The organism is Pseudoalteromonas lipolytica, assembly GCF_001306915.1.
Taxonomy (GTDB): Bacteria; Pseudomonadota; Gammaproteobacteria; order Enterobacterales; family Alteromonadaceae; genus Pseudoalteromonas; species Pseudoalteromonas simplex.
On record NZ_LJTC01000005.1, the window covers coordinates 204,464 to 229,754 of the forward strand.

Annotated in this window: 27 protein-coding genes; 7 read left to right on the top strand and 20 right to left on the bottom strand. The window is 42.9% G+C overall.

Features of this window, described 5'->3' with window-relative positions; genetic code table 11:
- Positions 1 to 16: 16 nt before the first annotated feature.
- On the bottom strand, positions 17 to 145 hold the full coding sequence (locus AOG27_RS21865) for a hypothetical protein (RefSeq protein ID WP_268795038.1): 129 nt from the start codon (positions 143 to 145) through the stop codon (positions 17 to 19).
- A gap of 1 nt (position 146) precedes the next feature.
- Positions 147 to 1,016, bottom strand: a complete 870-nt coding sequence (locus tag AOG27_RS09180; protein ID WP_054552721.1) for a hypothetical protein — start codon at positions 1,014 to 1,016, stop codon at positions 147 to 149.
- 230 nt (positions 1,017 to 1,246) lie between these two features.
- Here AOG27_RS09180 and AOG27_RS09185 point away from each other — a divergent pair, with 230 nt between their 5' ends.
- Genes AOG27_RS09185 through yjjG form a run of 3 tightly spaced genes read left to right on the top strand, consistent with a single transcriptional unit; the run spans position 1,247 to position 3,421 of the window.
- Positions 1,247 to 2,146 (top strand): phosphoribulokinase, encoded by a 900-nt coding sequence (locus AOG27_RS09185; RefSeq protein WP_054552722.1) that lies wholly within the window; start codon positions 1,247 to 1,249, stop codon positions 2,144 to 2,146.
- A 49-nt stretch (positions 2,147 to 2,195) separates the two neighbouring features.
- Positions 2,196 to 2,735 carry an inosine/xanthosine triphosphatase gene (yjjX, locus tag AOG27_RS09190; RefSeq protein WP_054552723.1) on the top strand — a complete coding sequence of 180 codons (540 nt, stop codon included), beginning with the start codon at positions 2,196 to 2,198 and terminating at the stop codon, positions 2,733 to 2,735.
- 11 nt (positions 2,736 to 2,746) lie between these two features.
- The gene (gene yjjG, locus AOG27_RS09195) at positions 2,747 to 3,421 is read left to right on the top strand and encodes a pyrimidine 5'-nucleotidase (protein ID WP_054552724.1); all 675 of its coding nucleotides are present in this window, start codon (positions 2,747 to 2,749) and stop codon (positions 3,419 to 3,421) included.
- Positions 3,422 to 3,492: 71 nt separating this feature from the next.
- Here yjjG and lpxC read toward each other — a convergent pair whose 3' ends face one another.
- From lpxC to mraZ, 16 genes are all read right to left on the bottom strand, one after another.
- Positions 3,493 to 4,404, bottom strand: coding sequence for a UDP-3-O-acyl-N-acetylglucosamine deacetylase (gene lpxC / locus AOG27_RS09200; protein WP_036971181.1), 912 nt, complete (start codon positions 4,402 to 4,404; stop codon positions 3,493 to 3,495).
- A 104-nt stretch (positions 4,405 to 4,508) separates the two neighbouring features.
- On the bottom strand, positions 4,509 to 5,756 hold the full coding sequence (gene ftsZ, locus AOG27_RS09205; protein WP_054552725.1) for a cell division protein FtsZ: 1,248 nt from the start codon (positions 5,754 to 5,756) through the stop codon (positions 4,509 to 4,511).
- 21 nt (positions 5,757 to 5,777) lie between these two features.
- Positions 5,778 to 7,010: a cell division protein FtsA gene (gene ftsA / locus AOG27_RS09210; protein WP_054552726.1), complete on the bottom strand. Its 1,233-nt coding sequence runs from the start codon at positions 7,008 to 7,010 to the stop codon at positions 5,778 to 5,780.
- Positions 7,007 to 7,786: a cell division protein FtsQ/DivIB gene (locus tag AOG27_RS09215; protein ID WP_054552727.1), complete on the bottom strand. Its 780-nt coding sequence runs from the start codon at positions 7,784 to 7,786 to the stop codon at positions 7,007 to 7,009. Before AOG27_RS09215 ends, ftsA begins: the two co-directional genes overlap by 4 nt.
- Before the next feature lies 1 nt (position 7,787).
- A complete protein-coding gene (locus AOG27_RS09220) occupies positions 7,788 to 8,708 on the bottom strand; it encodes a D-alanine--D-alanine ligase (protein WP_054552728.1) in 921 nt (306 codons plus the stop codon).
- On the bottom strand, positions 8,705 to 10,141 hold the full coding sequence (murC, locus tag AOG27_RS09225; protein ID WP_419177727.1) for a UDP-N-acetylmuramate--L-alanine ligase: 1,437 nt from the start codon (positions 10,139 to 10,141) through the stop codon (positions 8,705 to 8,707). Before murC ends, AOG27_RS09220 begins: the two co-directional genes overlap by 4 nt.
- A 17-nt stretch (positions 10,142 to 10,158) precedes the next feature.
- A complete protein-coding gene (gene murG, locus AOG27_RS09230) occupies positions 10,159 to 11,232 on the bottom strand; it encodes an undecaprenyldiphospho-muramoylpentapeptide beta-N-acetylglucosaminyltransferase (protein WP_054552730.1) in 1,074 nt (357 codons plus the stop codon).
- Positions 11,229 to 12,404, bottom strand: coding sequence for a cell division protein FtsW (gene ftsW, locus AOG27_RS09235; RefSeq protein WP_054552731.1), 1,176 nt, complete (start codon positions 12,402 to 12,404; stop codon positions 11,229 to 11,231). The genes murG and ftsW overlap by 4 nt, the downstream gene beginning before the upstream one ends.
- Positions 12,401 to 13,726, bottom strand: a complete 1,326-nt coding sequence (gene murD, locus AOG27_RS09240; RefSeq protein WP_054552732.1) for a UDP-N-acetylmuramoyl-L-alanine--D-glutamate ligase — start codon at positions 13,724 to 13,726, stop codon at positions 12,401 to 12,403. Before murD ends, ftsW begins: the two co-directional genes overlap by 4 nt.
- On the bottom strand, positions 13,727 to 14,809 hold the full coding sequence (mraY, locus tag AOG27_RS09245) for a phospho-N-acetylmuramoyl-pentapeptide-transferase (RefSeq protein ID WP_054552733.1): 1,083 nt from the start codon (positions 14,807 to 14,809) through the stop codon (positions 13,727 to 13,729).
- The gene (locus AOG27_RS09250) at positions 14,803 to 16,191 is read right to left on the bottom strand and encodes a UDP-N-acetylmuramoyl-tripeptide--D-alanyl-D-alanine ligase (RefSeq protein ID WP_054552734.1); all 1,389 of its coding nucleotides are present in this window, start codon (positions 16,189 to 16,191) and stop codon (positions 14,803 to 14,805) included. Before AOG27_RS09250 ends, mraY begins: the two co-directional genes overlap by 7 nt.
- Positions 16,188 to 17,666 carry a UDP-N-acetylmuramoyl-L-alanyl-D-glutamate--2,6-diaminopimelate ligase gene (gene murE / locus AOG27_RS09255; protein WP_054552735.1) on the bottom strand — a complete coding sequence of 493 codons (1,479 nt, stop codon included), beginning with the start codon at positions 17,664 to 17,666 and terminating at the stop codon, positions 16,188 to 16,190. Before murE ends, AOG27_RS09250 begins: the two co-directional genes overlap by 4 nt.
- Positions 17,659 to 19,476 (bottom strand): penicillin-binding transpeptidase domain-containing protein, encoded by a 1,818-nt coding sequence (locus tag AOG27_RS09260; RefSeq protein ID WP_054552736.1) that lies wholly within the window; start codon positions 19,474 to 19,476, stop codon positions 17,659 to 17,661. Before AOG27_RS09260 ends, murE begins: the two co-directional genes overlap by 8 nt.
- Positions 19,473 to 19,799, bottom strand: a complete 327-nt coding sequence (gene ftsL, locus AOG27_RS09265; protein ID WP_054552737.1) for a cell division protein FtsL — start codon at positions 19,797 to 19,799, stop codon at positions 19,473 to 19,475. Before ftsL ends, AOG27_RS09260 begins: the two co-directional genes overlap by 4 nt.
- Positions 19,799 to 20,734, bottom strand: coding sequence for a 16S rRNA (cytosine(1402)-N(4))-methyltransferase RsmH (gene rsmH, locus AOG27_RS09270; protein WP_054552738.1), 936 nt, complete (start codon positions 20,732 to 20,734; stop codon positions 19,799 to 19,801). Before rsmH ends, ftsL begins: the two co-directional genes overlap by 1 nt.
- 30 nt (positions 20,735 to 20,764) lie before the next feature.
- The gene (mraZ, locus tag AOG27_RS09275; RefSeq protein ID WP_054552739.1) at positions 20,765 to 21,223 is read right to left on the bottom strand and encodes a division/cell wall cluster transcriptional repressor MraZ; all 459 of its coding nucleotides are present in this window, start codon (positions 21,221 to 21,223) and stop codon (positions 20,765 to 20,767) included.
- 459 nt (positions 21,224 to 21,682) lie between these two features.
- Between mraZ and AOG27_RS09280 the strand changes: the two genes are divergently transcribed.
- From AOG27_RS09280 to AOG27_RS09295, 4 genes are all read left to right on the top strand, one after another.
- Positions 21,683 to 22,024 (top strand): hypothetical protein, encoded by a 342-nt coding sequence (locus AOG27_RS09280; protein ID WP_054552740.1) that lies wholly within the window; start codon positions 21,683 to 21,685, stop codon positions 22,022 to 22,024.
- A 5-nt stretch (positions 22,025 to 22,029) separates the two neighbouring features.
- The gene (locus AOG27_RS09285; RefSeq protein ID WP_054552741.1) at positions 22,030 to 22,476 is read left to right on the top strand and encodes a hypothetical protein; all 447 of its coding nucleotides are present in this window, start codon (positions 22,030 to 22,032) and stop codon (positions 22,474 to 22,476) included.
- Positions 22,476 to 22,733 carry a hypothetical protein gene (locus tag AOG27_RS09290; protein WP_054552742.1) on the top strand — a complete coding sequence of 86 codons (258 nt, stop codon included), beginning with the start codon at positions 22,476 to 22,478 and terminating at the stop codon, positions 22,731 to 22,733. The genes AOG27_RS09285 and AOG27_RS09290 overlap by 1 nt, the downstream gene beginning before the upstream one ends.
- 89 nt (positions 22,734 to 22,822) lie before the next feature.
- Entirely contained in the window at positions 22,823 to 23,398 is a 576-nt protein-coding gene (locus AOG27_RS09295; RefSeq protein WP_054552743.1) for an AAA family ATPase, read from the top strand.
- A 41-nt stretch (positions 23,399 to 23,439) separates the two neighbouring features.
- On the opposite strand, the gene AOG27_RS09300 is transcribed toward AOG27_RS09295, so the two are convergent.
- Both AOG27_RS09300 and AOG27_RS09305 read right to left on the bottom strand, forming a co-directional pair.
- Positions 23,440 to 24,411, bottom strand: a complete 972-nt coding sequence (locus AOG27_RS09300; RefSeq protein WP_054552744.1) for a glutathione S-transferase family protein — start codon at positions 24,409 to 24,411, stop codon at positions 23,440 to 23,442.
- 9 nt (positions 24,412 to 24,420) lie between these two features.
- Positions 24,421 to 25,263, bottom strand: coding sequence for a pirin family protein (locus tag AOG27_RS09305; RefSeq protein ID WP_054552745.1), 843 nt, complete (start codon positions 25,261 to 25,263; stop codon positions 24,421 to 24,423).
- Positions 25,264 to 25,291 lie beyond the last annotated feature (28 nt).

Sequence of the window (25,291 nt, forward strand, 5' to 3'; positions counted from 1 at the left end):
ACAATGTGGCCCTTTTTTATTGCGCTAAAATAGCAGTTAATTTAGTTATAAATTGCTCAGCCGCTTCAGGTGAGGTGACTTTAAATGCAATACCATAATGAATGGGCTGTGCACTTTTATAAATGCGAGTTGGAAAACGGGTCATTTCACTTATTACATACAAATGCCAGTTTGCTCTGTTTGTAATTTAAACGCGAGATTGAGCCTTCACAAAAGCGTCTTAAATCAAGCCACTGTGATACCACTTCAGGCTCAGTCAAACTGCGCTTATGAACTCGGTTATTAACCGCATAAGCCACAGTGTCTTTATCAATTAAAGCAAAGTCTTGCACCGACTCAGGTAATCTAAATAAATCACTCACTTCCTCAGTTTGCGGCGCAAAGCGTGCAACCCAATGTTGGTTGTTTTTGTTATAACTAAATAAATAACTGTTTGTGTGTTTATCAAAAATTAAAGTTCGGCCAATATCATCAGCAATGACACGCGGTTTAGCCGCAGCAACACGAGTGTATTGCAATGTATGCGGCTCACCTAAGATAAACATGATCAGGTCTTCATCAGCGCCCCACGCATGGTAGCCAACAGGCTCAATCCATTCAAAAATTCGGCTCGCGGCAGGCTCTTCTGCTAATGGATACTGCCATAACTTTTGCTTACCATCTGCTTCGACCACGATTGCCGACAAGGCTTGCTGATTTGGCATTAGCGTTGGCGAGTATTCACTGACAGGAGTGTTGGTGATATTCACACTGCTCTTAGATGCAAAGTCATAAAACGCAATATCGGTTTGTGACTGGCCATTTTCGCCAACAACTTCATGGGTGTAGTAAAGCCCAGTATCAACTAAAAATGGTTGATTATTATAAGTTTTATCATCGGTTACTCGCGACACCTGCATACCATATGGGGTGTCTAAGTCGGCAAGTAATATTTCGCTTTTAGGCATCGCTGCATGTGCGTGACTGGTAAACAATGTCCCTGCTGCGACGAAAAGTAAAGACGAAATCAATTTCATGTTGTTCTCTCGTTTTAATTTTTATCAGCCCATGATAGCGTTAATTAATCCGCCAGTCACTTGACCTTACCATGCTCGACCTTTATAACTAGGACGTGTTCGTTTTTTATCGGTTTCTACTGATTGATTTTATGCACGATAATACCAATCGAGTTATGCCACTGACCATTTAACACACTAGAATGGTTAAATTTTTAAGCCGACTGGTATCAACAATAACGAGAATAATTATGTCAGCTAAACACCCTATCATCGCTATTACCGGTTCATCTGGGGCGGGAACTACCACAACCACCAATGCAATTAAGCACATTTTTAGAAGCTTAAGCATTGATGCAGCCTTCATCGAAGGCGATAGCTTTCATCGTTATACTCGCCCTGAAATGGATAAAAAAATCCGTGAAGCACAACAAGAAGGTAAGCACATTAGCTACTTTGGCCGAGAAGCTAATGATTTTGGTGCCCTTGAAGAGCTTTTTTACCAGTATGGCGAAACCGGCCAAGGTAAAATCAGACGTTACTTACATACTTTCGACGAAGCGGTGCCTTATAACCAACTTCCAGGAACTTTTACCCCTTGGCAAGATTTAGAATCAAATACTGATATCTTATTCTATGAAGGTCTTCATGGTGGTGCTGTCGATGAGAATCATGATGTTGCTAAGCATGTCGATTTATTGATTGGCATGGTGCCAATTATCAACCTTGAGTGGATCCAAAAACTCATTCGCGACACCTCTGAACGAGGCCATTCGCGAGAAGCGGTAATGGGCTCTATTGTGCGTTCAATGGATGACTACATTAACCACATTACCCCGCAGTTTTCACGTACTCATATCAACTTCCAGCGAGTGCCTACCGTTGATACCTCAAACCCGTTCAGCGCAAAAGATATTCCTTCTTTAGACGAAAGCTTTGTTGTTATTCGCTTTCGTGGCATAGATGACGTCGATTTTCCGTACTATTTGAGCATGATTGAAGGCAGCTTTATGTCTCGTATCAATACGCTTGTGGTACCTGGAGGCAAAATGGGCTTAGCAATGGAGCTTGTGCTAACGCCGTTGATCAAAGATATTATTTTGAAAAAACGTGCTCTTGAAAATTTAGCCCCGGTTGACTTGCCGATTTAACTCACTCGGGTACACTGCTGACTCTGGTGAAAACAATGGAGTCGTCGGCTTGAAACAAACTTTACGTGTTATTGTTGGTTCAAAGAACCCCGTTAAAATTAACGCGGCTAAACATGTCTTTAGTCTTTATTTCCCAAATCATATCATTGAGTGCAAAGGTGAAGATGCGCCATCTGGCGTACCTGATCAGCCACTAGGTGAAGATGAAACTCGTATCGGCGCTGAGAACCGTGTTAAGTATTGCCAAGATCACTTTGATGCCGACTTTTATGCAGCAATGGAAGGTGGCGCAGAACAATTTAGTTATGGCGCTGCAACCTTTGCCTTTGTAGTGATTGCAAACAAGCAGCAATTTAGCGTGGGTCGCAGTAGCAACCTACCGTTACCGCAACCTTTTTACGATGCCTTGCTAGCTGGTAAAGAACTAGGTGATGTCATGGATGAGGCATTCAATACAGTTAATATCAAACAACAAGGTGGTGCTATTGGCTTATTAACCAATCATCTTGCCACGCGCGAAAGTACTTATGCACAAGCGCTGACATTGGCCATGGCGCCATTTTCACACCCTACCCTATTCAACCAGTAATTAGGATAACCATGAAGTATAGCCACGTATTATTCGATGCCGATGAAACGCTTTTTAGCTTTAATGCATTTGAAGGTTTAAAAGTGATGTTTGCACATTACGGCGTAGAATTTACTGAGTCAGATTATCATCATTACCAAGCAACCAATAAGCCGCTGTGGGTTGCATATCAAAAGCACGAAATTACCGCCAGTAAACTACAGATAACTCGCTTTACCGAGTGGGCAAATAAACTCGATGTACCAGCAAAAGAGCTTAACGATGGCTTCTTGGATGCTATGGCCTCTATTTGTGTGCCATTACCTGGTGCAGTTGACTTGCTTACAAAGTTAAAACCACACGCCAAGCTAGGCATTATTACCAATGGGTTTGCTAAGTTACAACAAAAACGCCTAGAGCACACCGGTTTACAGGATATGTTCGATTGGCTGGTTATTTCAGAGTTAGTCGGTAAAGCAAAACCTGCCCCAGAGATTTTTCAACATACATTTCAATTAATGGGCAATCCACCAAAAGAGCAGATTTTAATGGTAGGCGATACAGCTGCCAGTGATATTTTAGGTGGTCACAATGTGGGTATCGACACGTGTTGGTTACAACACCCAGGAGTTGAGCTACCTGAAGATATTAAACCAACTTATCAAATCAATCAGTTGGTCGAGCTTGAAGCTATTCTAGGCTTATAATTCTTGATAATAGTTTGGCAAAAAAAATGACGCTTAAAGCGTCATTTTTTATAACTGTAATATGCTTGCGATTAAGCTGTCGCTACTTCTAAGCCTGGTGCTGGCATAGTCACTGGGGTATCGAAAGTTGCCCATTCCCATGCTGACTCAGTCGCCATAATTTTACGAAGTAGTTTATTGTTTAAATCATGGCCTGATTTATAAGCCGTGATTTTACCTAGAATGTTGTGGCCAGTCATAAACATATCGCCCACACAGTCTAAGATCTTGTGTTTAACAAACTCATCGCTATAACGTAAGCCGTTTGGATTTAGTACTTTAAACTCATCCAATACAACTGCGTTATCCATGCTACCACCTAATGCTAGGTTGTTAGCGTGCATATACTCGATATCTTTCATAAAGCCGAAAGTACGTGCGCGGCTGATTTCTTCAGTGAAGCTTTGTGCCGTGATATCTAAACCGATACGTTGGCGGCTTTCATTGATTGCTGGGTGATCAAACGCAATTTCAAAATCAATGTGGAAACCATCGTATGGTTCGATCTCAGCCCATTTATCGCCTTCTTCAATACGTACTTTTTCTTTAATACGAATAAAGCGCTTAGCTGCATTTACTTCTTTAATGCCGCCTTTTTGTAACAAATAGATGAATGGTAATGCACTACCATCCATGATTGGTACTTCTGAGCTGTCTAATTCAACAATTAGATTATCAATACCCATTGCCGCTACCGCCGCAATAAGGTGCTCAGTCGTTGATAAACGAACACCATCTTTGTTTGTTAAACAGGTACACAGTTGCGTATCACCAACGGCTTCTGGTGTTGTTTCAAAATCAACAACCGGATCAAGGTCTACGCGACGAAATACTATCCCAGTATTTGCGCTCGCAGGTCGGAGAGTAATAGTGACCTTCTCACCTTTATGAAGTCCAATTCCTATGGCTTTGACTACTTCTGCAATCGTACGCTGTTTAATCATAGGTTCGCTCACTTATAGTTACAGTTAGACGGCGAATTGTATCATAAATACATTCAACTGCCAATTTGTTTATTTATCGAACAAAATTACCAACAAAAACTGTCTTAGTCAGCTTGCTTTCTTAGGAAAGCTGGAATGTCGAAGTAATCGCCACCCTCTGATTTATCAGACTTTTTGCTGCTCTCAGTGCTGCTAGATACTGAGCTGCTCGTTGTACTTTGCTGTACTGGCTCTTGCTTTTCAGACGCAGATGACATGCTTACATCATCACCGCTGCCTTGACTTGCAAAGCTTGGTACATACATGCTGCTAGTTGTTTGGTTCATTGAGCTTTGTACATCAGAACCTGATGCTTTCTTAAAGCCATTATCAACAATACCAAACTGTGGACGACGATCGCCGCCTAAACCTGTTGCAACAACCGTTACACGTAACTCGTCGCTCATTTCAGGGTCAATTACCGCACCCACAACCACTGTTGCGTTTTCTGACGCAAGTGCTTTAACGTGGTTACCAACAATTTCAAATTCTTCAATCGCGATATCCATACCTGCCGTGATATTAACTAGGATACCTTTAGCACCTGTTAAATCGACATCTTCAAGTAGCGGGCTTGAGATAGCCGCTTCTGCAGCTTCTTGCGCACGGTCAGGGCCAGACGCAGATGCTGTGCCCATCATCGCAGTACCCATCGCTGACATAACTGTACGTACGTCGGCGAAATCCACGTTGATTAGACCAGAACGTGTGATTAGTTCTGCAATACCTTGTACCGCACCAAATAACACGTCATTCGCTTTTGCGAAGGCATCTAATAGTGTAGTGCCTTTGCCTAAAACTTTAAGCAATTTATTGTTCGGAATTGTAATAAGTGAGTCTACAGTTTCTGACAATTCATTAATGCCTTGTTCAGCAGCTGCAGCACGCTTTTTACCTTCAAAGTCAAACGGGCGCGTTACTACAGCAACCGTTAAAATGCCTAACTCTTTAGCAATTTTAGCAACCACTGGCGCAGCACCTGTACCCGTACCACCGCCCATACCAGCTGCGATAAATACCATGTCAGCACCTTCTAAGCTGGCACGGATAGTCTCAGCGTCTTCTTCAGCAGAGTTACGACCCACTTCAGGGTTAGCACCTGCACCTAGACCAGAGGTGATTTGTGTACCTAGCTGCACTGTTACATCAGCAGATGAATTACGTAATGCTTGTGCATCCGTATTCGCAGCAATGAAACGTACACCTTCAATTTGTTGTTTTACCATGTGCTCAACAGCGTTACCGCCGCCACCGCCCACGCCAATTACTTTAATGACAGCTTCTTCGCTGTGCTGTTCCATCATATCAAACATGTTTACTCTCCGACTTGAGTCTTAAAACTCACCTTGGAACCATTTAGTAATACGGTTCCACCAATTATTATCACCTTCTGCTTTCGACTTTTGTGCATTCATCGATTGCATTGTACGGCCGTATTGTAACAAACCAACCGCGGTTGCGTACGAAGGATCATCTACATAATCTGTCAAACCAACAATCCCGATTGGTTTGCCAATTCTGACCGGCATTTGGAAAATGTCTTCTGCCACTTCCATTGCACCCGTCATTTTTGCTGTTCCGCCAGTAATGACGAGACCTGCAGCAATTTGGTCTTCAAAACCTGAGCGGCGGATTTCTTCCATCGCCAACTCGAATAATTCTCTAAAACGTGGCTCAACAACCTCAGCTAAGGTATGGCGCGACATAATACGCGCTGGTCGGCCACCCACACTCGGTACTTCAATAGTGTCTTCGTTGCTTGCCATCTGGCTACTCGCACACGCATATTGTACTTTGAGTGACTCGGCATGTGATATAGGCGTTCTAAATATTTTTGCAATATCACCAGTCACTTGGTTACCGGCTACAGGAATAACGGCTGAGTGGCGAAGCGCACCATTAATATAAATGGTGATATCCATGGTACCGCCACCAATATCTAACACGGCTACACCCAGTTCTTTTTCGTCATCTGTAAGTACTGAGTAACATGATGCCAGTGCCGTGAAGATCAACTGATCGACTTCAAGGCCACAACGCTCAACACATTTCTCGATATTCTTTGCCATATCGTTTGAGCAAGTAATAATGTGCGCGCGAGCTTCCATACGTACACCGCTCATGCCAAGTGGGTTTTTAATCCCTTCTTGCATATCGATGCTGTACTCTTGTGGCAATGCATGGAGCATTTTTCGTTCTGCCGAAATAGGCACTGAACGCGCAATGTGGATGACATTTTCAATATCTTCGTCTGTCACTTCCGTGTTGTTAATTGCCACTACACCGCTTTCATTTTGGCACTGGATATGTTTTCCAGAAATCCCTAAATAAACAGAGCTAATACGGCAATCAGCCATTAGCTCAGCTTCATCTATAGCTCGACGAATCGATTCAGAAACAAGGTTAAGGTCGTTAACGCCGCCTTTATCCATACCATGCGATACTTGGCTGCCAACACCCACAATGCTTAGTTTGTTATCTGCGGTGATTTCACCAACGGTGGCCACAACTTTCGATGTGCCAACGTCTAATCCAATCACTAGGTTTCTTTCTGCTGACTTGGTCATGCCTTACTCTTATTTTCTAATTGTTCTTCTTGCACTGGCTTCCAGCTCACTGCAAGACCGGTATCATACCGTAAATCAACAACATCGATTTGTGCATCTGCACGTTGTTCCATGCGCGGATACACGTCAATAAAACGCTGTACACGCTTTGCTTTTTCTTTGCGGCCTAAGTTCAGGCGAATGCCGTTATCAAGCCATAACTGCCACGAAAAGCGCTCAGAAAGCGCTAAACTAGTCAGCTCTAAGTTATTCACTTTGAGCATTTCTTGAAATTGACTAAATGCTGTCCACGCCTCAATCTCACTGCCTTCAGGGCCGTATAATTGTGGCAAGCTTGTGGGTAATTTATCACTACTTGCTTGGAACACTTCGCCTGCTTGGTTTAACAGCATATCACTGTTCCAATGAGCTACAGCTTGATGTTCAACAACATATACTTGCAGGGTATCTGGCCATTGCTTTCTGACCGATGCCGTTGCCACCCACGGCAAGCTTTGTACTAAGCGTTGCACATGTTTTACGTCTAATTCAAAAAAACTCGATAAGTCGGCTTTTTTTATTGCACCAATAATTGCTTTCTCATCAGTATATTGGGGCTGTCCAAGTACTGATAAATGCTTTATTTGTGCGTCTTTGTTTTCTACCAACCAATCTGAGACGCCCGTGGTGATTTTTACTAATGCGAAAATCACGACTAGAAAAAAGCTCACACCAAAAATCAACGACCAATTTAGTTGCTGTTTTAATTGTTGCGCTTTTTCTAAAAAAGGATGCATATTAAAGGGTTTGCTCCAAAATGCGAACAACTAATTGCTCAAAGCTTGCACCATTCGCTTTTGCAGCCATGGGCACTAAAGACTTCTCTGTCATGCCTGGTACCGTATTTACTTCTAATAAGTAAAAGTTACCTTGCTGATCACGCATCGCATCAACACGCCCCCAACCACTTGCACCCACTAAATCAAATGCTTTTAATGCCATATCTTGCAACAATTCAGTTTCTTGCGCAGATATATCTGCAGGGCAATGATACTGAGTTGTATTCGATTGATACTTAGCTTGATAGTCATAAAAGCCATTTGGCGTCGTCATCTCAATGACAGGCTGGACATCTTGCCCAAGTACAGCAACAGTAAATTCACGGCCAGTGATCCATTGCTCAACAAGCACTTGGCTATCAAACTTAAATGCAGCGTTAAGCGCCGCATCGAGTTGCTCTGCGCTGTTTGCTTCTGCCATACCAATGCTTGAACCTTCATGTGAGGGTTTTACCATCACTTTACCAAATTCATTAATAATCGCTTGGCTATCAAACTCATGGCGACTATCAACAACAGTGTAAGGCGCTGTGCTTAGCCCCATTGCTTTAAATAAGTGCTTACAACGCACTTTATCCATCGCAAGCGCAGAACCTAAAACGTCACTGCCAGTATATGGGATACCCATAAATTCAAGTGCACCTTGAATAGTGCCATCTTCGCCACCACGACCATGCAGAGCAATAAACACACGTTCAATGTTTAGCTCTTTTAATTGCCATAGCGGCTGATCTTTCGGATCAAAAGCAATGGCATCAACGCCAGCACTTTGCAAAGCATTCAATACAGCTTGGCCTGATTTAAGAGAGACTTCTCGTTCGGCAGATGTGCCACCAAAAAGTACCGCTACTTTGCCAAATTTGTCACTTAACTGGCTCATACGTTTACCTGCTTTAGTTGTTCAATAGACAACTCGGTTGCTGCTAACTTTTTCACTAACTGGCCTATGTTACCAGCGCCTTGTGTTAAAACTAAATCATTATCTTGCAGTGTATTCGCTAGGACACCGGCAAGCTCAGAGTTACTAGCAACATGTAATGGCTCTTTGCCACGTTGGCGTAAACTGCGACATAAACTCTTGCTGTCGGCTCCCACGATTGGCTCTTCACCCGCTGAGTACACATCAAGGAGTAATAACTGATCAACATCAGCCAGTACTTTGACAAAGTCTTCGTATAAATCACGGGTTCGACTATAACGGTGCGGCTGATAAATCATCACTAAACGTTTATCTGGCCACCCTTCACGAACCGCCGCAATTGTTGCTGCAACTTCTGATGGGTGATGACCATAATCATCAACTAACATCACATTACCGCGTTCATTCTCAAAGCTTCCATAATGCTGAAAACGACGGCCTACGCCCTCAAATTTTGTCAGCGCTTCTAAAATTGCATGGTTAGCTATGTTTTGATCTTTAGCCACCGCAATCGCAGCTGTCGCGTTAAGCGCATTGTGCTTACCCGGCATATTAAGCGTAACGGCTAGGCTTTCACCTTGCTTATTTACAACATTAAATGAACAAGTATTCGCTGTTTGGCTAAAATCAACCATGCGGTAATCAGCTTCTGCCGACTCACCATAGGTAATCACAGGGCGTCCAAAGCGAGGGATCAACTCCGCTGCAACCTCAGAATCAATACACACAACAGCTAAACCATAAAACGGTAAGTTATGAATGAAATCAACATACGTGTCTTTCATTTTTTCTAAGCTACCGCCGTATGTATCCATGTGATCTTCTTCAATATTCGTGATCACCGACACCATAGGCTGTAAGTGTAAGAATGACGCATCACTCTCATCAGCTTCTGCAATTAAAAAGTCGCTTTTACCGACCTTGGCATTACTTCCAGCGCTGTTTAACAAGCCACCAATAATAAAGGTTGGATCAAGGCCCGCTTGTGCATAAATACTTGCTATTAAACTGGTTGTTGTTGTTTTACCATGAGTGCCCGCTACAGCAATACCGTGACGAAAGCGCATTAATTCTGCCAACATTTCGGCGCGGCGAACAATTGGAATACGTGCCGCTTTTGCTGCTTTAATCTCAGGGTTTTGCTCGTTAATCGCACTTGATACCACGACAACGCTGGCATCTTTTACATTGTTTTCATCATGACCAATAAATACTTCTGCACCCACTTGTATTAAGCGCTCAGTCATCGCACTGTGCGCAATGTCTGAACCTGTGATGCGGTAGCCTTCAAAAGCAAGTACTTCGGCAATACCACCCATGCCTGCACCACCAATACCCACAAAGTGGATGGTGTCGATACGACGCATCGCAGGACGAGTGTTGTTTTCTTTCATCGTGCTTTCTTTCACTACTAATCTCTTCTATCTGCTAGTTGCTCACAGCGTTTTGCAACATTGGCTGTGGCATCTAAAATAGCAAGCTGTTTTGCTTTACTTGCCATTGTTGAAATTTTTTCTGGTGCATTTAAGTAAGGCGTTAATAACTCAACAACCGTCGCTTGGTTAAACTCACTTTGCTGCATAATCAATGCAGCTTGCTCAGTCACTAAATACTTTGCATTGGCAGTTTGATGGTCATCGACAGCATGTGGAAAAGGCACAAATAAGGCCATTCTTCCGGCTGCAGCTATCTCACTCACCGTTAACGCACCAGCACGGCAAATTACCAAATCAGCCCATTGATATGCGCTATCCATATCATCAATGAATTCAGCGACTTTACTATTTTCAGTTAACCCTAACTGTTGATAGCTGGCAGTCACATTCGGTTCATTATTTTTACCTGTTTGGTGCCATATATTAAGCGTTGTTAGCGCTGAAAGTTCACTGAATACAGCTGGTAAAGTATCATTAAGAACTTGCGCACCGAGTGAACCGCCAACTACTAGCACATTAATCGGTGTCGCTGTTTGCTTTACAGTGACATTAGCGACACTTGCTCTGACTGGGTTACCGACTACTTCACATTGTTCTTTTGCAAAAGCCGATGGAAAAGCAGCTAAAACTTTATTGGCAAACTTTGCTAGCCAACGATTACTCATGCCTGCAACAGCATTTTGCTCATGAATAACCAAAGGAATACCTAAGCTCTTTGCTGCTATGCCCGTAGGTCCAGTCACATAACCACCCATAGCTAAAACAACATCGGGCTTTTGTGCTTTTAAAATTTTGCGTGCTTGAAAAATGGCATTCATCACCATAAATGGTGCCTTGACCAAACGTTTAATACCATTGCCACGCACACCTTTCACATTGATAAAATCAATCTCAATGTTGTGCTTAGGTACTACCGTTGCTTCCATTCTGTCAGGCGTGCCAATCCAGCTAACCTGCCAGCCTTGCTGCTTTAAAAAATCAGCAACTGCAATACCCGGGAAAATATGACCACCAGTACCGCCTGCAACAACAAGTAATTTTTTACTCATCGCTTACCTCCTCGAGAGGTTGCCTGCTTAGTTGCCATTTTTGTCTCAAAATCTATTCGCAAAAGTACACCTGTTGCTATGGTCATAATTAATAAACTAGAGCCACCGTAAGAAACAAACGGCAGTGTTAAACCTTTGGTTGGCAAAATACCCGCACTTGCGCCAACATTTACCATGGTTTGAAACGCAAACCAGATACCAATAGCAAAAGCAAAATAGCCTTCGTACTCTTTGCCGCATTTCAATGCTTTTTGACCAATTAACAGGGCTCTGAATACAAACACAGCAAGCACAATCAAAATACTTAATACGCCAAAAAAGCCAAGCTCTTCACCAATCACTGCAAAGATAAAGTCATTATGTGCTTCAGGAAGATATTGAAGTTTTTGCACGCTATTTCCTAAGCCTTGACCAAACCAACCACCTTGACTGTATGCCATTAGCGATTGCACTAACTGATAACCTTTACCGAATGGATCTTCCCACGGCTCTAAAAAGCCAGTGACACGAGCCATACGGTATGGTTCAGCGATAATTAGCACTACTACGGCAGCAATACCCGTTAAAATAAGGCCAAAAAACTGCCATAACTTAGCCCCCGCTAAAAACAACAAACCAACTGTCGTCACAAACAGTACAACTACGGTCCCTAAATCTGGTTGCATCAAAATCAAAAATGCATACACACCAAATACAGCTAATGGCTTGAAAAAACCTTTTAAGTTCTCTTGTACTTCTTCACGTTTACGTACCAAGTAACCGGCAATATAGCTAAAGAAATACAACTTGGCGGCTTCAGCGACCTGAAAGCCAACTGGGCCAATAGGTATCCAACGCTTTGCACCGTTCACTTCACGGCCAACAATCAGCACTAAAACCAGCAAACCTAAACCCAGCAACAATAAATAGGCGTTACTGCGCTTCCACCAATCCATAGGCACGTTTGTGGCAATCCAAAATAAGAAAAAGCCCATAATTAAGAACATGCCGTGGCGAATAATAATGTGATACGGATTATCAAATAATCGCTCTGCTGTTGGCATAGAGGCACTGGTTACCATCACAAAGCCAACGCCAATCAACATCAACATGCAATACAATAACGGCACATCATAAAGCTGTGGCGATTGCTTTGGTGTTAATGCGTCACGGATGTCAGCAAATGCAATCATACTGCCTCCGCCAATACGCACTGCGCAAAATCATCACCACGTTGCATGTAATTGTTGTACATATCAATGCTGGCACATGCAGGTGCTAATAAAACGATATCGCCACTGCTGCTTAACTGTTTTGCTAGTTGCACAGCTTCATGCATGTTGGTGGTTAGGTGGCCTTTTTCGGTTAATGCTACGAGAGCTTTAGCATCCTTACCAAAACAAATAAGCGCTTTCACTTTGTTGTTTAAGTATGGTTTTAAGGCATCTAAATCAGCCCCCTTTGCATCACCACCGGCAATCACAACCAATTGCTTTGCTTGATCAGCTAAGCTTTCAATCGCTGCGATAGTTGCACCTACATTGGTCGCTTTTGAATCGTTAAAGTATTTTACTTCATTAATTTCAGCGACAAACTGGCAACGGTGTGCAAGCCCAGTAAAAGCACTAAACGCTTGCTGGTAATGCCCTTTAGCAATATCAAACGGGCTCAGTAATGCCATCACCGCTAAAGCGTTTTGTTGATTGTGTGAACCAACAACATTTAAGCAGCTTGCTGGTAATACTGGTTTACCGTGTGCTGCAAAGTATTGTTCGCCTTGATGTTCAACCAAGGCAAAATCTGCATTGGCGAGCGCAAAGCTTACTTGGGGTTGCTTTGCAGTGTGTGTTGCCACATCAATGGCATTAACTACAGCAAGCTCTGAGCCATTATAAATACTTTGTTTAGAGTCTATGTATGCTTGATAACTTGAATAACGATCGAGGTGGTCTTCACTCACATTCAACACACAGGCACTTTTCGCTTTTAAGCTATGCGTGGTATCAAGTTGAAAACTCGACAGTTCAAGTACATACACATCATAGTCTTGCGATAGTAAATCAAGTACCGCAGTACCAATGTTGCCACCAAGGCCAACTTTATAACCGGCCGCTTTCAGTACTTCAAACGCCAATGTGACCACTGTCGACTTACCATTTGAACCTGTCACCGCAACAATTGGTTTATCGGTTAAACGGGCAAAAAGCTCCACGTCACCAATCACTTCAACACCAGCATCAATCGCTTTTGCTACAGCGGGTGTCGCGAGGCTTAAACCTGGGCTGATAATAATAATGTCATTGCTGGCTAAGTCTGCCTGTTCTAAATCACCAAAGTGAGTCGTTAACTCACTGGCATGCTCATTTAGCCAATCAGCACCCGGCGGCGCTGTGCGGCTATCAACAACAATTGGCTTAATATTCTGAGATAATAAAAAACGCACAATGCCCAGACCGGTTACACCGAGTCCGAGCACTGAAATTTGTTTATTTTTAATCTCGTTAATAACTGTCATTTACCTGATCTTTAATGTCGCAAGGCCAGCAAGCACTAGCACGATTGAAATAATCCAAAAGCGCACAATTACGCGCGGCTCAGGCCAACCTTTTAATTCATAATGGTGGTGAATAGGCGCCATTCTAAAAATACGTTGACCACGTAATTTGTAAGAGCCTACTTGTAAAATCACCGACAATGCTTCCATTACGAACACACCACCCATGATGATAAGTACTAGTTCTTGGCGAACCAGCACCGCAATAATACCCAGTGCACCACCGAGGGCTAATGAGCCTACATCACCCATAAAAACCTGTGCTGGGTAGGTGTTAAACCATAAGAAACCAAGTCCAGCTCCCACAATTGCTGTACACACAACCACAAGCTCACTGGCGAGTGGCAAATGCGGAATATGTAGGTAGCTTGAGAAATTAACGTTACCTGTTAAATAAGCAATAATAGCAAGTGCTGCCGCCACTAAAATGGTTGGTACAATCGCTAAACCATCAAGGCCATCTGTTAGGTTTACCGCGTTCGACGTACCTACAATTACAAAGTAAGTCATCACGATATAAAACAACCCTAGCTGTGGTAGCACGTCTTTAAAAAACGGCACAACTAACGAGGTTTCGCTGCCTTGCTGCGAGGTAAAATAAAGTGCACTGGCAACCACTAACGCAATCACTGATTGCCAAAAGTATTTCCATTTAGCAATTAAGCCTTTAGGGTCTTTGCGGATCACTTTACGGTAGTCATCAATAAAACCAACCACACCTAACGAGCCCACGACAAATAAGGTTGCCCAAACATATTTATTTGAAAGGTCTGCCCACAGTAATGTGCTGGTAAAAATCGCCCCTAAAATCAAAATACCGCCCATAGTTGGCGTACCTTTTTTAGATAGGTGAGATTCTGGACCATCGTGACGAACCACCTGACCAATCTGCATTTTTTGCAATGCACGAATTAGCTTAGGACCAAAATAAAGTGAGATAAGTAGCGCTGTTAAAATACCTAAAATTGCGCGCAGCGTTAGGTAAGAAAAAACATTAAAACCACTGTAATACTGTGTTAAATACTCTGCCAGCCAAACTAACATGACGATACTCCATTATTGCCATTTTGCTGGCTATTTACTAAATCTGTGACCACAAGCTCCATACGAGAACTGCGCGAGCCTTTTACAACAACTGTGGTTTTTTGCGTCGATTGAGCTAGTTCGCTTTGTAATTGTTGTAATAATTGTTCACGGCTTGAGAAGTGGCGGTTTGGCTTTTCAAATACATCACTGGCTGACTTGCTTAATACGCCTAGGCTGTAAAGCTCATCAATGCCTTTTTGCTGTGCATATTCACCGACTTGTTGATGATAAAAACGCGCTTCTTCACCCAGCTCGCCCATATCACCTAACGCAAAAATACGACGCCCCGGCATATCACTTAATAAATCAATTGCTGCTTTAACCGATTGCACATTCGCGTTGTAGGTATCATCAATCACCGTCAATGAGTCTGACACTTTAAGGACGTTTACACGACCTTTAACTTCACCCATGGTTGCCAGCGCCGATGCGACACTTTCGAGGCTTACACCGAGCTCAGTGGTTAAGGCGGTGGCAATTAATGCATTAGCAATATTATGCTTGCCCGGTAATGCCAGAGTGACAGGTACTTTTTTATTTTTATTGCAAAGCACAAAAGAAGCACGGGCTTGTTCACCAAGCACCACATCTTCTGCCCAATAATCTAATTGTTGGCTAGTAGAAAAACGTTTTACATTGCGATTAGTTAACTTTTCAAGCCAAAAATCGGCATAATCGCTATCGCAATTGACGATAGCAACACCATCAGGCTTTAAGCCATCATAGATTTCGCCTTTGGCCGTTGCTACACCTTGTAATGAGCCAAAGCCCTCTAAGTGAGAAGCTGCAACATTACATACCACAGCAACATCAGGTTTCGTCATTGCAACGGTGTAAGCAATTTCACCAATGTGGTTTGCACCTAACTCAATCACCGCATATTGGTGTTGTGGTTCAAGGCGTAATAACGTGAGTGGTACGCCAATGTCATTATTAAAGTTGCCTTTTGTTGCGAGTACTTCACCATGACCAGATAAAATCGCCGCACACATTTCTTTTACGGTCGTTTTACCCACGCTACCAGTAATAGCAATTGTTTTCGGTGCAACCTGTGCCATCACAGCTGCGCCGATGTGACCTAGCGCAATACGTGTGTCACTAACCACAAACTGCACAATATCGACATTAACAGGGCGCGCTACAATAGCAGCTGTCGCGCCTTTTTCTTTTGCTTGCGCAACAAATTTATGGCCATCAAAATTAGGCCCTTGTAGCGCTAAAAACACTTCACCGTCACACAAAGTACGGGTGTCAGTGTTAATATTTTTTACCGTTTGATTACCACCTTGGTAATCGGTTGCTAGAACTTTAGCTAGCCAATCAAAATCCATAGGGATCATAACTGCGCCCCTTGCGATTTTTCTTTTAATTGTTGTTGTACATACTGACGATCGCAGAAGTCGATTCGTTGGTCGCCAATAATTTGATAATCTTCGTGGCCTTTACCCGCAATAAGGATGACATCATCAGCACTCGCTTGCGCAATGGCATAACTAATAGCCTGCGCTCGGTCTGCTTCACAATGTGCGCGTCCAGGCTGCTCAAGCCCCGCAACCACATCAGCAATAATTTCGTCAGGGTCTTCACTTCTTGGGTTATCGCTGGTGACAATAATACGGTCTGCATTGCCTTCAGCTGCTTTTGCCATCATCGGGCGTTTGCCTTTGTCTCTGTCACCACCACAGCCAAACACACAGCTAACGCCACCTGGAACGTGCTTTTGCAATGCTTGTAATGCCAGTGCTAATGCATCAGGAGTGTGGGCATAATCAACAATACAAGTCGGTTGACCTGGTGCACTAAATGCCTGCATGCGACCAGCAACAGGCTGCAATGACTTACACCCTTCAACGAGTAAATCAAGTGGGTAACCCATGCCTAATAAAGTGGCCATAGCAGCGGCTAAATTATATAAGTTAAACTCGCCAAACAGTGTGCAATTAACTTCGGCTAGCCCCCAGCTGGTATCAAACTTCGCCGAAATACCGCTGTTATCATAAGTTACATCGCTAAAATAAACAAAACGCGCATTTTCAGGCGTGAGGTTTTTATGGCCGTAACAAATTAGATTATTGAAGTCGTATTTTTCTAACCATGCTTCAACTTGCGCATCATCTTGATTAAGCACCACAAGCTGTGGCATATGGTCACGCATTAACATTAACTTGGCATCAGCGTAAGCATCCATGGTGCCGTGATAATCTAAGTGATCGCGTGTAAGATTAGTAAATACTGCTGCTTTAAACTGACAATTATCAACGCGATGCTGCACTAAACCATGAGACGAGACTTCCATGGCCACAACATCATTCTGCTCTGCGACAAGCTCAGATAAAATACGCTGTAAATCAACGCTCGATGGCGTGGTATTTGCAAGCTCAGTTAGATTATCAGGGTGCCCATAACCGAGCGTACCAATCACTGCTGCGCGTTTATGACAGTGCTGTGCTAAGTGCGCAATCATTGCTGTGGTTGTTGACTTGCCATTGGTGCCTGTCACACCCACTAACTCAAGCTGCTTTGATGGTTGCTGGTAAAAAGCTGCTGCAAGTGCTGGCAGCTTTTTCGCTAAATCGGTAACTAAGTAAAGTGGTTCAAACTCACTTTCGAACTCACATAAACGGTCAGCAATAACTGCCACCGCACCATTTTCAATGGCTTTGTCAATAAACTGTCCGCCATCAAGCTGATGGCCTTTAATGGCGACAAACACATCGCCAGCTTTTACATCTCGACTATCAAGACGTAGTTGGTTAACCAATAAACTATTGGCCTCAACATCAATTTGATTAAGAATCGGTTTTAAATCACGCATCGTTATCTTTGCCTTCTACGTACGCAACCGCATCTTTGTCCGGTGCAACGTTTAGAATTCTTAAGGCATTGGAGACAATCTCTGCAAATGCAGGGCCTGCCGTCGCACCGCCGTAATAAACATCTCCACCCGGTTCATTAATCATTACTACTACCGCTAAACGTGGGTTACTCGCTGGCGCAATACCAGCAAAATAGCCAACATATTCGTCACCATACCCGCCCACAGCGGCTTTCTTAGAGGTACCTGTTTTGGCAGCAGCACGATAGCCATCAACATGAACTTTTTGTGCAGTACCACCTTTTTCGAATACGCTTTCCATCATGTGAACAACTGCTTCAACGTCTTTTTGTTGGAAAATACGTTCACCCTCTGGCACTGACTCTTGTTTAAGAACTGTTAGCGGGCGCATAACGCCACCAGAGCCTAACATTGCATAAAAACGAGCCATTTGAGCGGTACTTACAGCTAAGTTATAACCAAATGATAATGCAGCAATTTCATGATCTGACCAGCGTCGATTTGGGTAAAATAAACCGCTGCTTTCACCAACCATGCCTGTACCACTATCACTGCCAAACCCCACCTTTTGGTAAAGCCCTACAAAATAGTCTTTTGGTACTTCTTGACTGACCTTAGTTACACCCATATTACTTGAATACTTTAAGATTTCTCTTAAGGTCATCTCACCATGGTTACGGGTATCTTGCACAAGGCTGCCACCCACACGCATCCAGCCAGGATAAGTATCAATAATTGAATCCGGTTGAATTGCGCCGTAGTCTAAACCAGCTAAAATGGCTAGTGGCTTAACAGTAGAGCCTGGCTCAAACAAATCGGTGATAGCACGGTTACGACGCTTATGCGGTGCGGCATCATTCAAGTTATTAGGGTTAAACGATGGGCTATTCACCATAGCTAATACTTCGCCGGTTTTTACATCAACAACCATGGCTGAACCCGAAGTAGCTTTATAGGTTAGAACTGCTGATTTTACTGCTTTATAAGCAATCGCTTGAATGCGCTGATCAATACTTAAATGAATGTTTTCAGGCTCAACACGTTCACGCTCATCAAGCACTTCTACTTCACGGCCTTGGGCATCTTTACGAATGGTGCGCTGACCTTCAACACCCGTTAACGCCTTTTCATAAAGCTTTTCGATTCCCTCAATACCATGACCATCAATGTTAGTAAATCCAATAACATGGGCTGTTACTTCACCGGCAGGGTAATAACGTTTTGACTCATCAAGTAAGTGGATACCTGGTAAACGAAGATCACCAATATAGTTAGCAACAGCAGGGGTAACCTGACGTTTTAAGTAGACAAAACGACGCTTTGGATTATCACGAAGGCGAGAGTTAACTTTACTTGGGTCAATACGTAATACATCCGCAAGTTCACGCCAGCGAATATCATTATTGTAATAAGCGGCAATACGTTTATCTAACTCAACCGTATTTTCAGCCAGTGCTTGTTGATCTTCACCATTTTTTCTAGCTTGACGCAGTACCTTACTGATCAGTGATTTATGCAGCGCTTTCGGATCCGCATACACACTTACCACAGGTACGCTGACCGCCAACTCTTTGCCATTGCGATCGAAGATCATGCCACGTTGCACATGTTGTTTTTCAACACGCACAGTTCGTTTATCACTTTCAGAACGCGCTTTATCTGGTTCAATAACCTGTAAAAAAGCAGCACGCGCAACCAGCGTCATAAAGACTAAAAACACCACTGAGCACACCAGCAAAAAACGCCATGTGATTAAGGTATTTGTTGGCTTTTTCCCTCTGCTTCTCATCGCAGTATTACCACCTGTTCGTCTTGGCTAGTTGGCCGTTTCATTTCTAATTGCATAGTCGCGACTTCTTCAATGCGCGCATGCTGTGAATAAAACTCTTCTTCTACGAGCAAGTAACGCCACTCAAGATCGAGCTCATCACGCTCTTGCAATAATTTGTCTTGTTCAATCAATTGCTGACGCGCTAGATGCGTCACCTGAACCACACTCAAACTAGATGCGAGGATCACAACCAACAAGGCCAAGGTCAGCTTATTAGCTCCTAGGCCTTTGAAAATTTCTGTAAATAAATTTGGTTGGCGATGTGTCGCTTTAGCTTTCATTACAACCTCTGCGCAACCCTTAACACTGAACTACGTGAACGCGGGTTTGCTTCAATCTCCGCCTTACTCGGCTTAATGGCTTTACCCACTGCCTTTAACGTCAGGTTTTTGTTTATTTGTGCGTCCGTCAAAGGCAGACCTCTGGGTATCGCCTCTCCCTTACTCTGTTTTTTAATAAACTGCTTAACAATGCGATCTTCTAACGAGTGGAACGAAATAACCACTAAACGTCCCCCTGGTTTTAAAACCTCAACAGCGGCTTGCAATGCAGTTTGGATTTCTTCGAGCTCACTATTGATATAAATACGGATCGCTTGGAATGTGCGTGTAGCTGGGTGTTTGTGCTTATCTTTAACTGGCACAGCTTCATCGACTAAATCAGCAAGCTGCTTAGTACTTGTGATTGCAGTGTGCTCACGTGTTTCAATGATCTTATGAGCAATTCGACGACCAAATTTTTCTTCGCCATAGGTTTTAATCACATGCGTGATATCTTCTAGTTCAGCTTCAGCTAGCCATTGTGCAGCACTGCGACCACTAGTTGGATCCATACGCATATCAAGTGGGCCATCTTTCATAAAACTAAAACCGCGTTCAGCATCATCAAGCTGTGGTGAAGAAACACCGATATCCAACAAAATACCGTCAACTTTACCGATTAAATCGTTATCTTCAGCAACCGCTTTTAGGTTTGAAAAACGAGTGTGAGCAATTGAAAAACGCGCATCATCGGCAAATTTTTCGGCGGCTTTAATAGCTTGTGGATCCTGATCAATCGCCTGTAAGCGACCTTGTTCACTTAAACGCGCAAGAATTTGCCCCGAGTGCCCACCGCGACCAAATGTGCCATCCATGTAAATGCCTTCAGGTTTAATATCCAAAGCATCTATGGTTTCGTCCATCAGTACAGAGACATGTTCAAATTGCGCTGTCATTAGCTATTATTTGCCTTTTTCTTTGTGTCGTTAGAGTGAGAAGTTATCGAACTCAGGATTCGCCTCAAAATCGCCTAGGCGTTCTATTTCAGTATCTTGGCGCATTTGTTCATGCCAACGATCTTCATCCCAAATTTCGAACTTGTTCATCAAGCCAACCAACATAATTTTTTTTCCTAGTTCTGCATGGGCTCGTAACGAAGGTGCCAGCAAAATTCGGCCATTTTTATCTAATTGATATTCTGTGGCATTGCCGAGCAACATTCGTTGCATGCGGCGAGCGCGTGGATTCATATTTGAAATTTTTAATAGTCGCTCTTCTATTTCAAGCCACTCGGCTAACGGGTATAACCACAAGCAGGGCTCGTTTAAAGCAACAGTGCAAATAACCGTTCCCTGATCTTCAGACAAGATCGCATCTCGGTACTTAGTTGGTACCGCAAAACGTCCTTTATCATCCAAACTCAGTGAGCTCGCACCCCGAAACATAACATGCCTTAAATTAGGTTATTTATTGTAACTGACTATCTCTGATCCAATTTGATCCACTAAAAACCACTTTTTACCACAGTGCTCCAGTTTAGGGCTTGACAAGCTATTTTGTCAAGTAACTAGATCATCTTCAGTGCCTTCTAAAGCCAGAAAAAATAAGGCCTCAAGCAAAGCCTCTGAATTACGTGGGAAAAAGTGGAAAACATAGAAAAAAATTTTTTTTCCAATTTTATTGGCAATCTAATGGGGAAAAATGGTTAATGAATAACCAATGAACAATTACAAAATTATCTTATTCTGTAATTTTTACTTAATCACCCTGCAAGAGTTACGAAAAACCACTAACCAAGAACGCAATAAAAAGAATAAACAGCTGAAAATTATTGATTTTATATTTTGGTATGAAGGTTGCGATGAATTAATCACCAATTAAATGGCAATTTTTAAGGAATGATTATGACTACCGCAACTTCAAAATCGAATTCAAGCACGGCAACAAGTAACAGTGCAAACTCGAACGCGGCTCAAGTAGAGGCGCCATTCACAGAAAAAGCGACAGAGGCAGCTCACCACGCAGTAGATGCATTATCAACACGCGCTGCTAGTGCTGAACATAGTGTACGTCAGGGTGCATCTAGCTCTGCTCAAACGCTTTCGGAAAAGCAAGCAATAGCACGCGCTAAAATTAATGAATACAGTGGTAAAACTCGTAAACTTGCATCAGAAAACCCACTTGCAACAGCAGGTATTGCATTTGCTGCAGGCATGTTAGTAACTGCACTTATTCGTCGTAAGTAATTGTTATGCAAACTTCTCAATCTACAGATGAGAAAACGCAAGATGCCACTGATCAGCCATTAAACGCTGATCAGTGGCAAGATCACCTTGCTAAATTATCTGACTACGGCAAACAGCTATACATTGACTATCGCAAACAAACTGGGACTTGCAAAAAGCTTGCAGCTGCTGAGTGGCGCTTATCAACACGTTCACTCGCCTTAACTATTATACTACTTGTCTGTTTTGCCGGTGGTTTAGTGTTACTTTGGGCTGGTTTACTTGCTACTGTCGGTATCGCGATATTCAGCTTTAGCCAATCATTGTGGTTAGCCGCTATTTCACTGATTGCATTACAATTGCTTTGTCTTGCATGGCTTTGGAAGAACATTGGTTATGTCAGCAGTAAAATAGGTTTTGATCATACGCTAAAAAGTATTCGTCAATTATTGAATATTAGTAAGGATGAATGATGTTAATTGATTATTTTATTAATAAACCGCAACACAGAGTAACTAAGCTAAGCCAGCAAATGGATTTACAAGATGAGCTTAAACGTCAACACCATCAAGCGTTCAAATACCGTTTAAAACGCTTTGCGGTAAGTAAAGTGGGTGTTGCCAGTGCCTTCACTGCGGGTATGGGTTATGAAGCACTTAATAACTCAGACCACAAGGACAGTAAATTGAAACAAGTCAGCCGCTTCAGCTGGTTACTGCGTTTGTTGTGATCATTATCATGTAATGTTTGCTTTTTACTTCTCTTTGCCACCTATTTTCATTACCTTAAACACAAACGAGCAATTTGTGAGGATGTAAGGTGAAGAAAAGGATTGTACTAACTGGTGGCCCTGGCGGTGGTAAAACAACAGCCATCGATCTATTAAGACGTGAATTTTCTAATCAAATTGTTGTTGTACCAGAATCTGCGACCATGCTGTTCAGCGGTGGTATAGAACGTGGTGATGCAACTCACCTGATCAAAGCTCACCAACAAGTTATCTTCAGCTTACAAAAACACCTTGAACATATTCAGCGAACCATGCACCCAGATCGTTTAATGCTTTGCGATCGTGGTAGTTTAGATGGGCTTGCCTATTGGCCCGGTGAGCAAGATGAGTTTTTTGAGTGTCTGAATACCAACCTACATACCGAGCTTAATCAATATGATGCAGTGATTTTTTTTGAAACAGCAGCGAAGTCTGGGCAAAGTATTCATTCTAATAACCCAGTTAGAAACGAATCTGATCAGCAAGCCATATTGCTTGATGACAAACTGCAAGCAGTTTGGTCTCAGCACCCTAATTTTAATTTGGTGAAAAGTTCTGAGTCATTTATCCAAAAGGTGGTGTTTGGCATCGACACTATCCGCAAGGTCATGGATAGTTATAACTAACAGTTCAATCAAGTCATTAAACTGTTAGTTATCAAGGTTTATTAACCACGGTTATGAGACCGAGCGTAGTCTATATCAGGCCCTTTTGGCACAACTTGAGTTGGGTTGATCATGGTGTGGCTAAAATAGTAATGACGTTTTATATGATAAAAATCAACAGTCTTACTTACACCTTCAACTTGATATAACTCACGTAAATAGTTGCTGATCGCCGGATAGCTCTCAATAGTACGCAAATTACATTTAAAGTGGCCCACATAAACACTGTCGAAGCGAATTAAAGTGGTAAATAAACGCCAGTCGGCCTCAGTCAGTGTGTCCCCCACTAAATAACGATTAGCTGATAATCGTTGCTCAATTTTATCAAGAGCTGCAAAGAGATCATCAAAGGCTTCAGTGTAAGCTTCTTGCGTTGTCGCAAAGCCAGCACGATACACCCCATTATTAATGTTGTGATAAACAAACTCATTAACTTCATCAATTTCAGAACGTAACGATTGCGGATAAAAGTCGCGTTCATTACCTGTTAGGGAATTAAACGCGCTATTAAACATTCTGATAATTTCAGCAGATTCGTTGCTAACAATACGCTGCGTTTTTTTATCCCAAAGCACGGGAACCGTAACACGACCTGAATAATCGGCTTTGTTACGCGTATAAATTTGATGCATAAATTCGCTATCGAAAAGTGCATCACCGGTGCTGTGACTGTCTTTATCAAAGGTCCAGCCATGCTCTAACATGTCAGGACTGACAACCGACACACTGATATAATCTTCAAGGCCTTTTAAATGGCGAAAAATCAAAGTGCGATGAGCCCACGGGCAAGCTAAAGAGACATATAGATGGTAACGATCTTTCTCAGCTTTAAAGCCCGCATCACCGTTTTGCCCTGCACTACCATCAGCTGTAACCCAGTTGCGTAACTGGGCTGCCTCACGTTTGAACTCACCTTGATTGTTATCGGTGTCGTACCATTTATCTTGCCATTGGCCATTTACTAGTAATCCCACAATAACCTCCTATAGTGTGCCAAATTTACCTAGCTGATAGTCACGTACTGCTTGTTGTAACTCAGCTTGGGTTGTCATTACAAACGGGCCCATATGAGCGATTGGTTGCTTAAGCGGCTCACCGGCCAGAATTAACGCCCCTGCACCCGTTTGCGAGTTAAACTCAATGTCACTACCAGGCTCTAAAATCAATAAGCTACCTGCTTTAACTGGTCCGCCCTGTTCAGTATGAATTTCTCCGGTATGGATATAGATCATCACCTTAGTTTGTGTAAGCGGTGTATGGTAAAACTGCGTGCCAGCCGGTAAAGTCACATCAGCAAGCATGCCATCAGCGGCGAGATCTTGTAGGCTAGAGTCCTGCTTTTCACCTGCAAATTGCCAGCTTCCAGCTAATGCTTTTAGCTCAACACCTTGCTCATTTTGAGTCGTTGGTGCTGGCGCTTCAGTGGTATCTTGATATCGCGGCGCTCTTAGCTTCTCGGCACTTGGCATATTTAACCAAATCTGAAAGCCATGCATACCTTCTTTAGCATCTGCTAATGGCATTTCACTGTGGATCACACCAAAACCGGTACTCATCCACTGCACATCGCCAGCACGAATTGCTTTTTTGTTACCCATTTGATCTTGGTGCTCAAAGCCACCTTTAATAATATAAGTAAAGGTTTCGATACCACGGTGAGGGTGCGCAGGAAAGCCGCCCATAAAATCACTATGATCATCGGATTTAAGCTCATCGATCATTAAGAAAGGGTCTAAGTACTTGCCATCAAAACCTGGAATACGGCTGATGTTTACACCATCACCATCTTGTGTGGCATGGCTATTTAATTGTTGAATCACTTTCATAACTTTACTCCCGTAAATTGTATGAAGT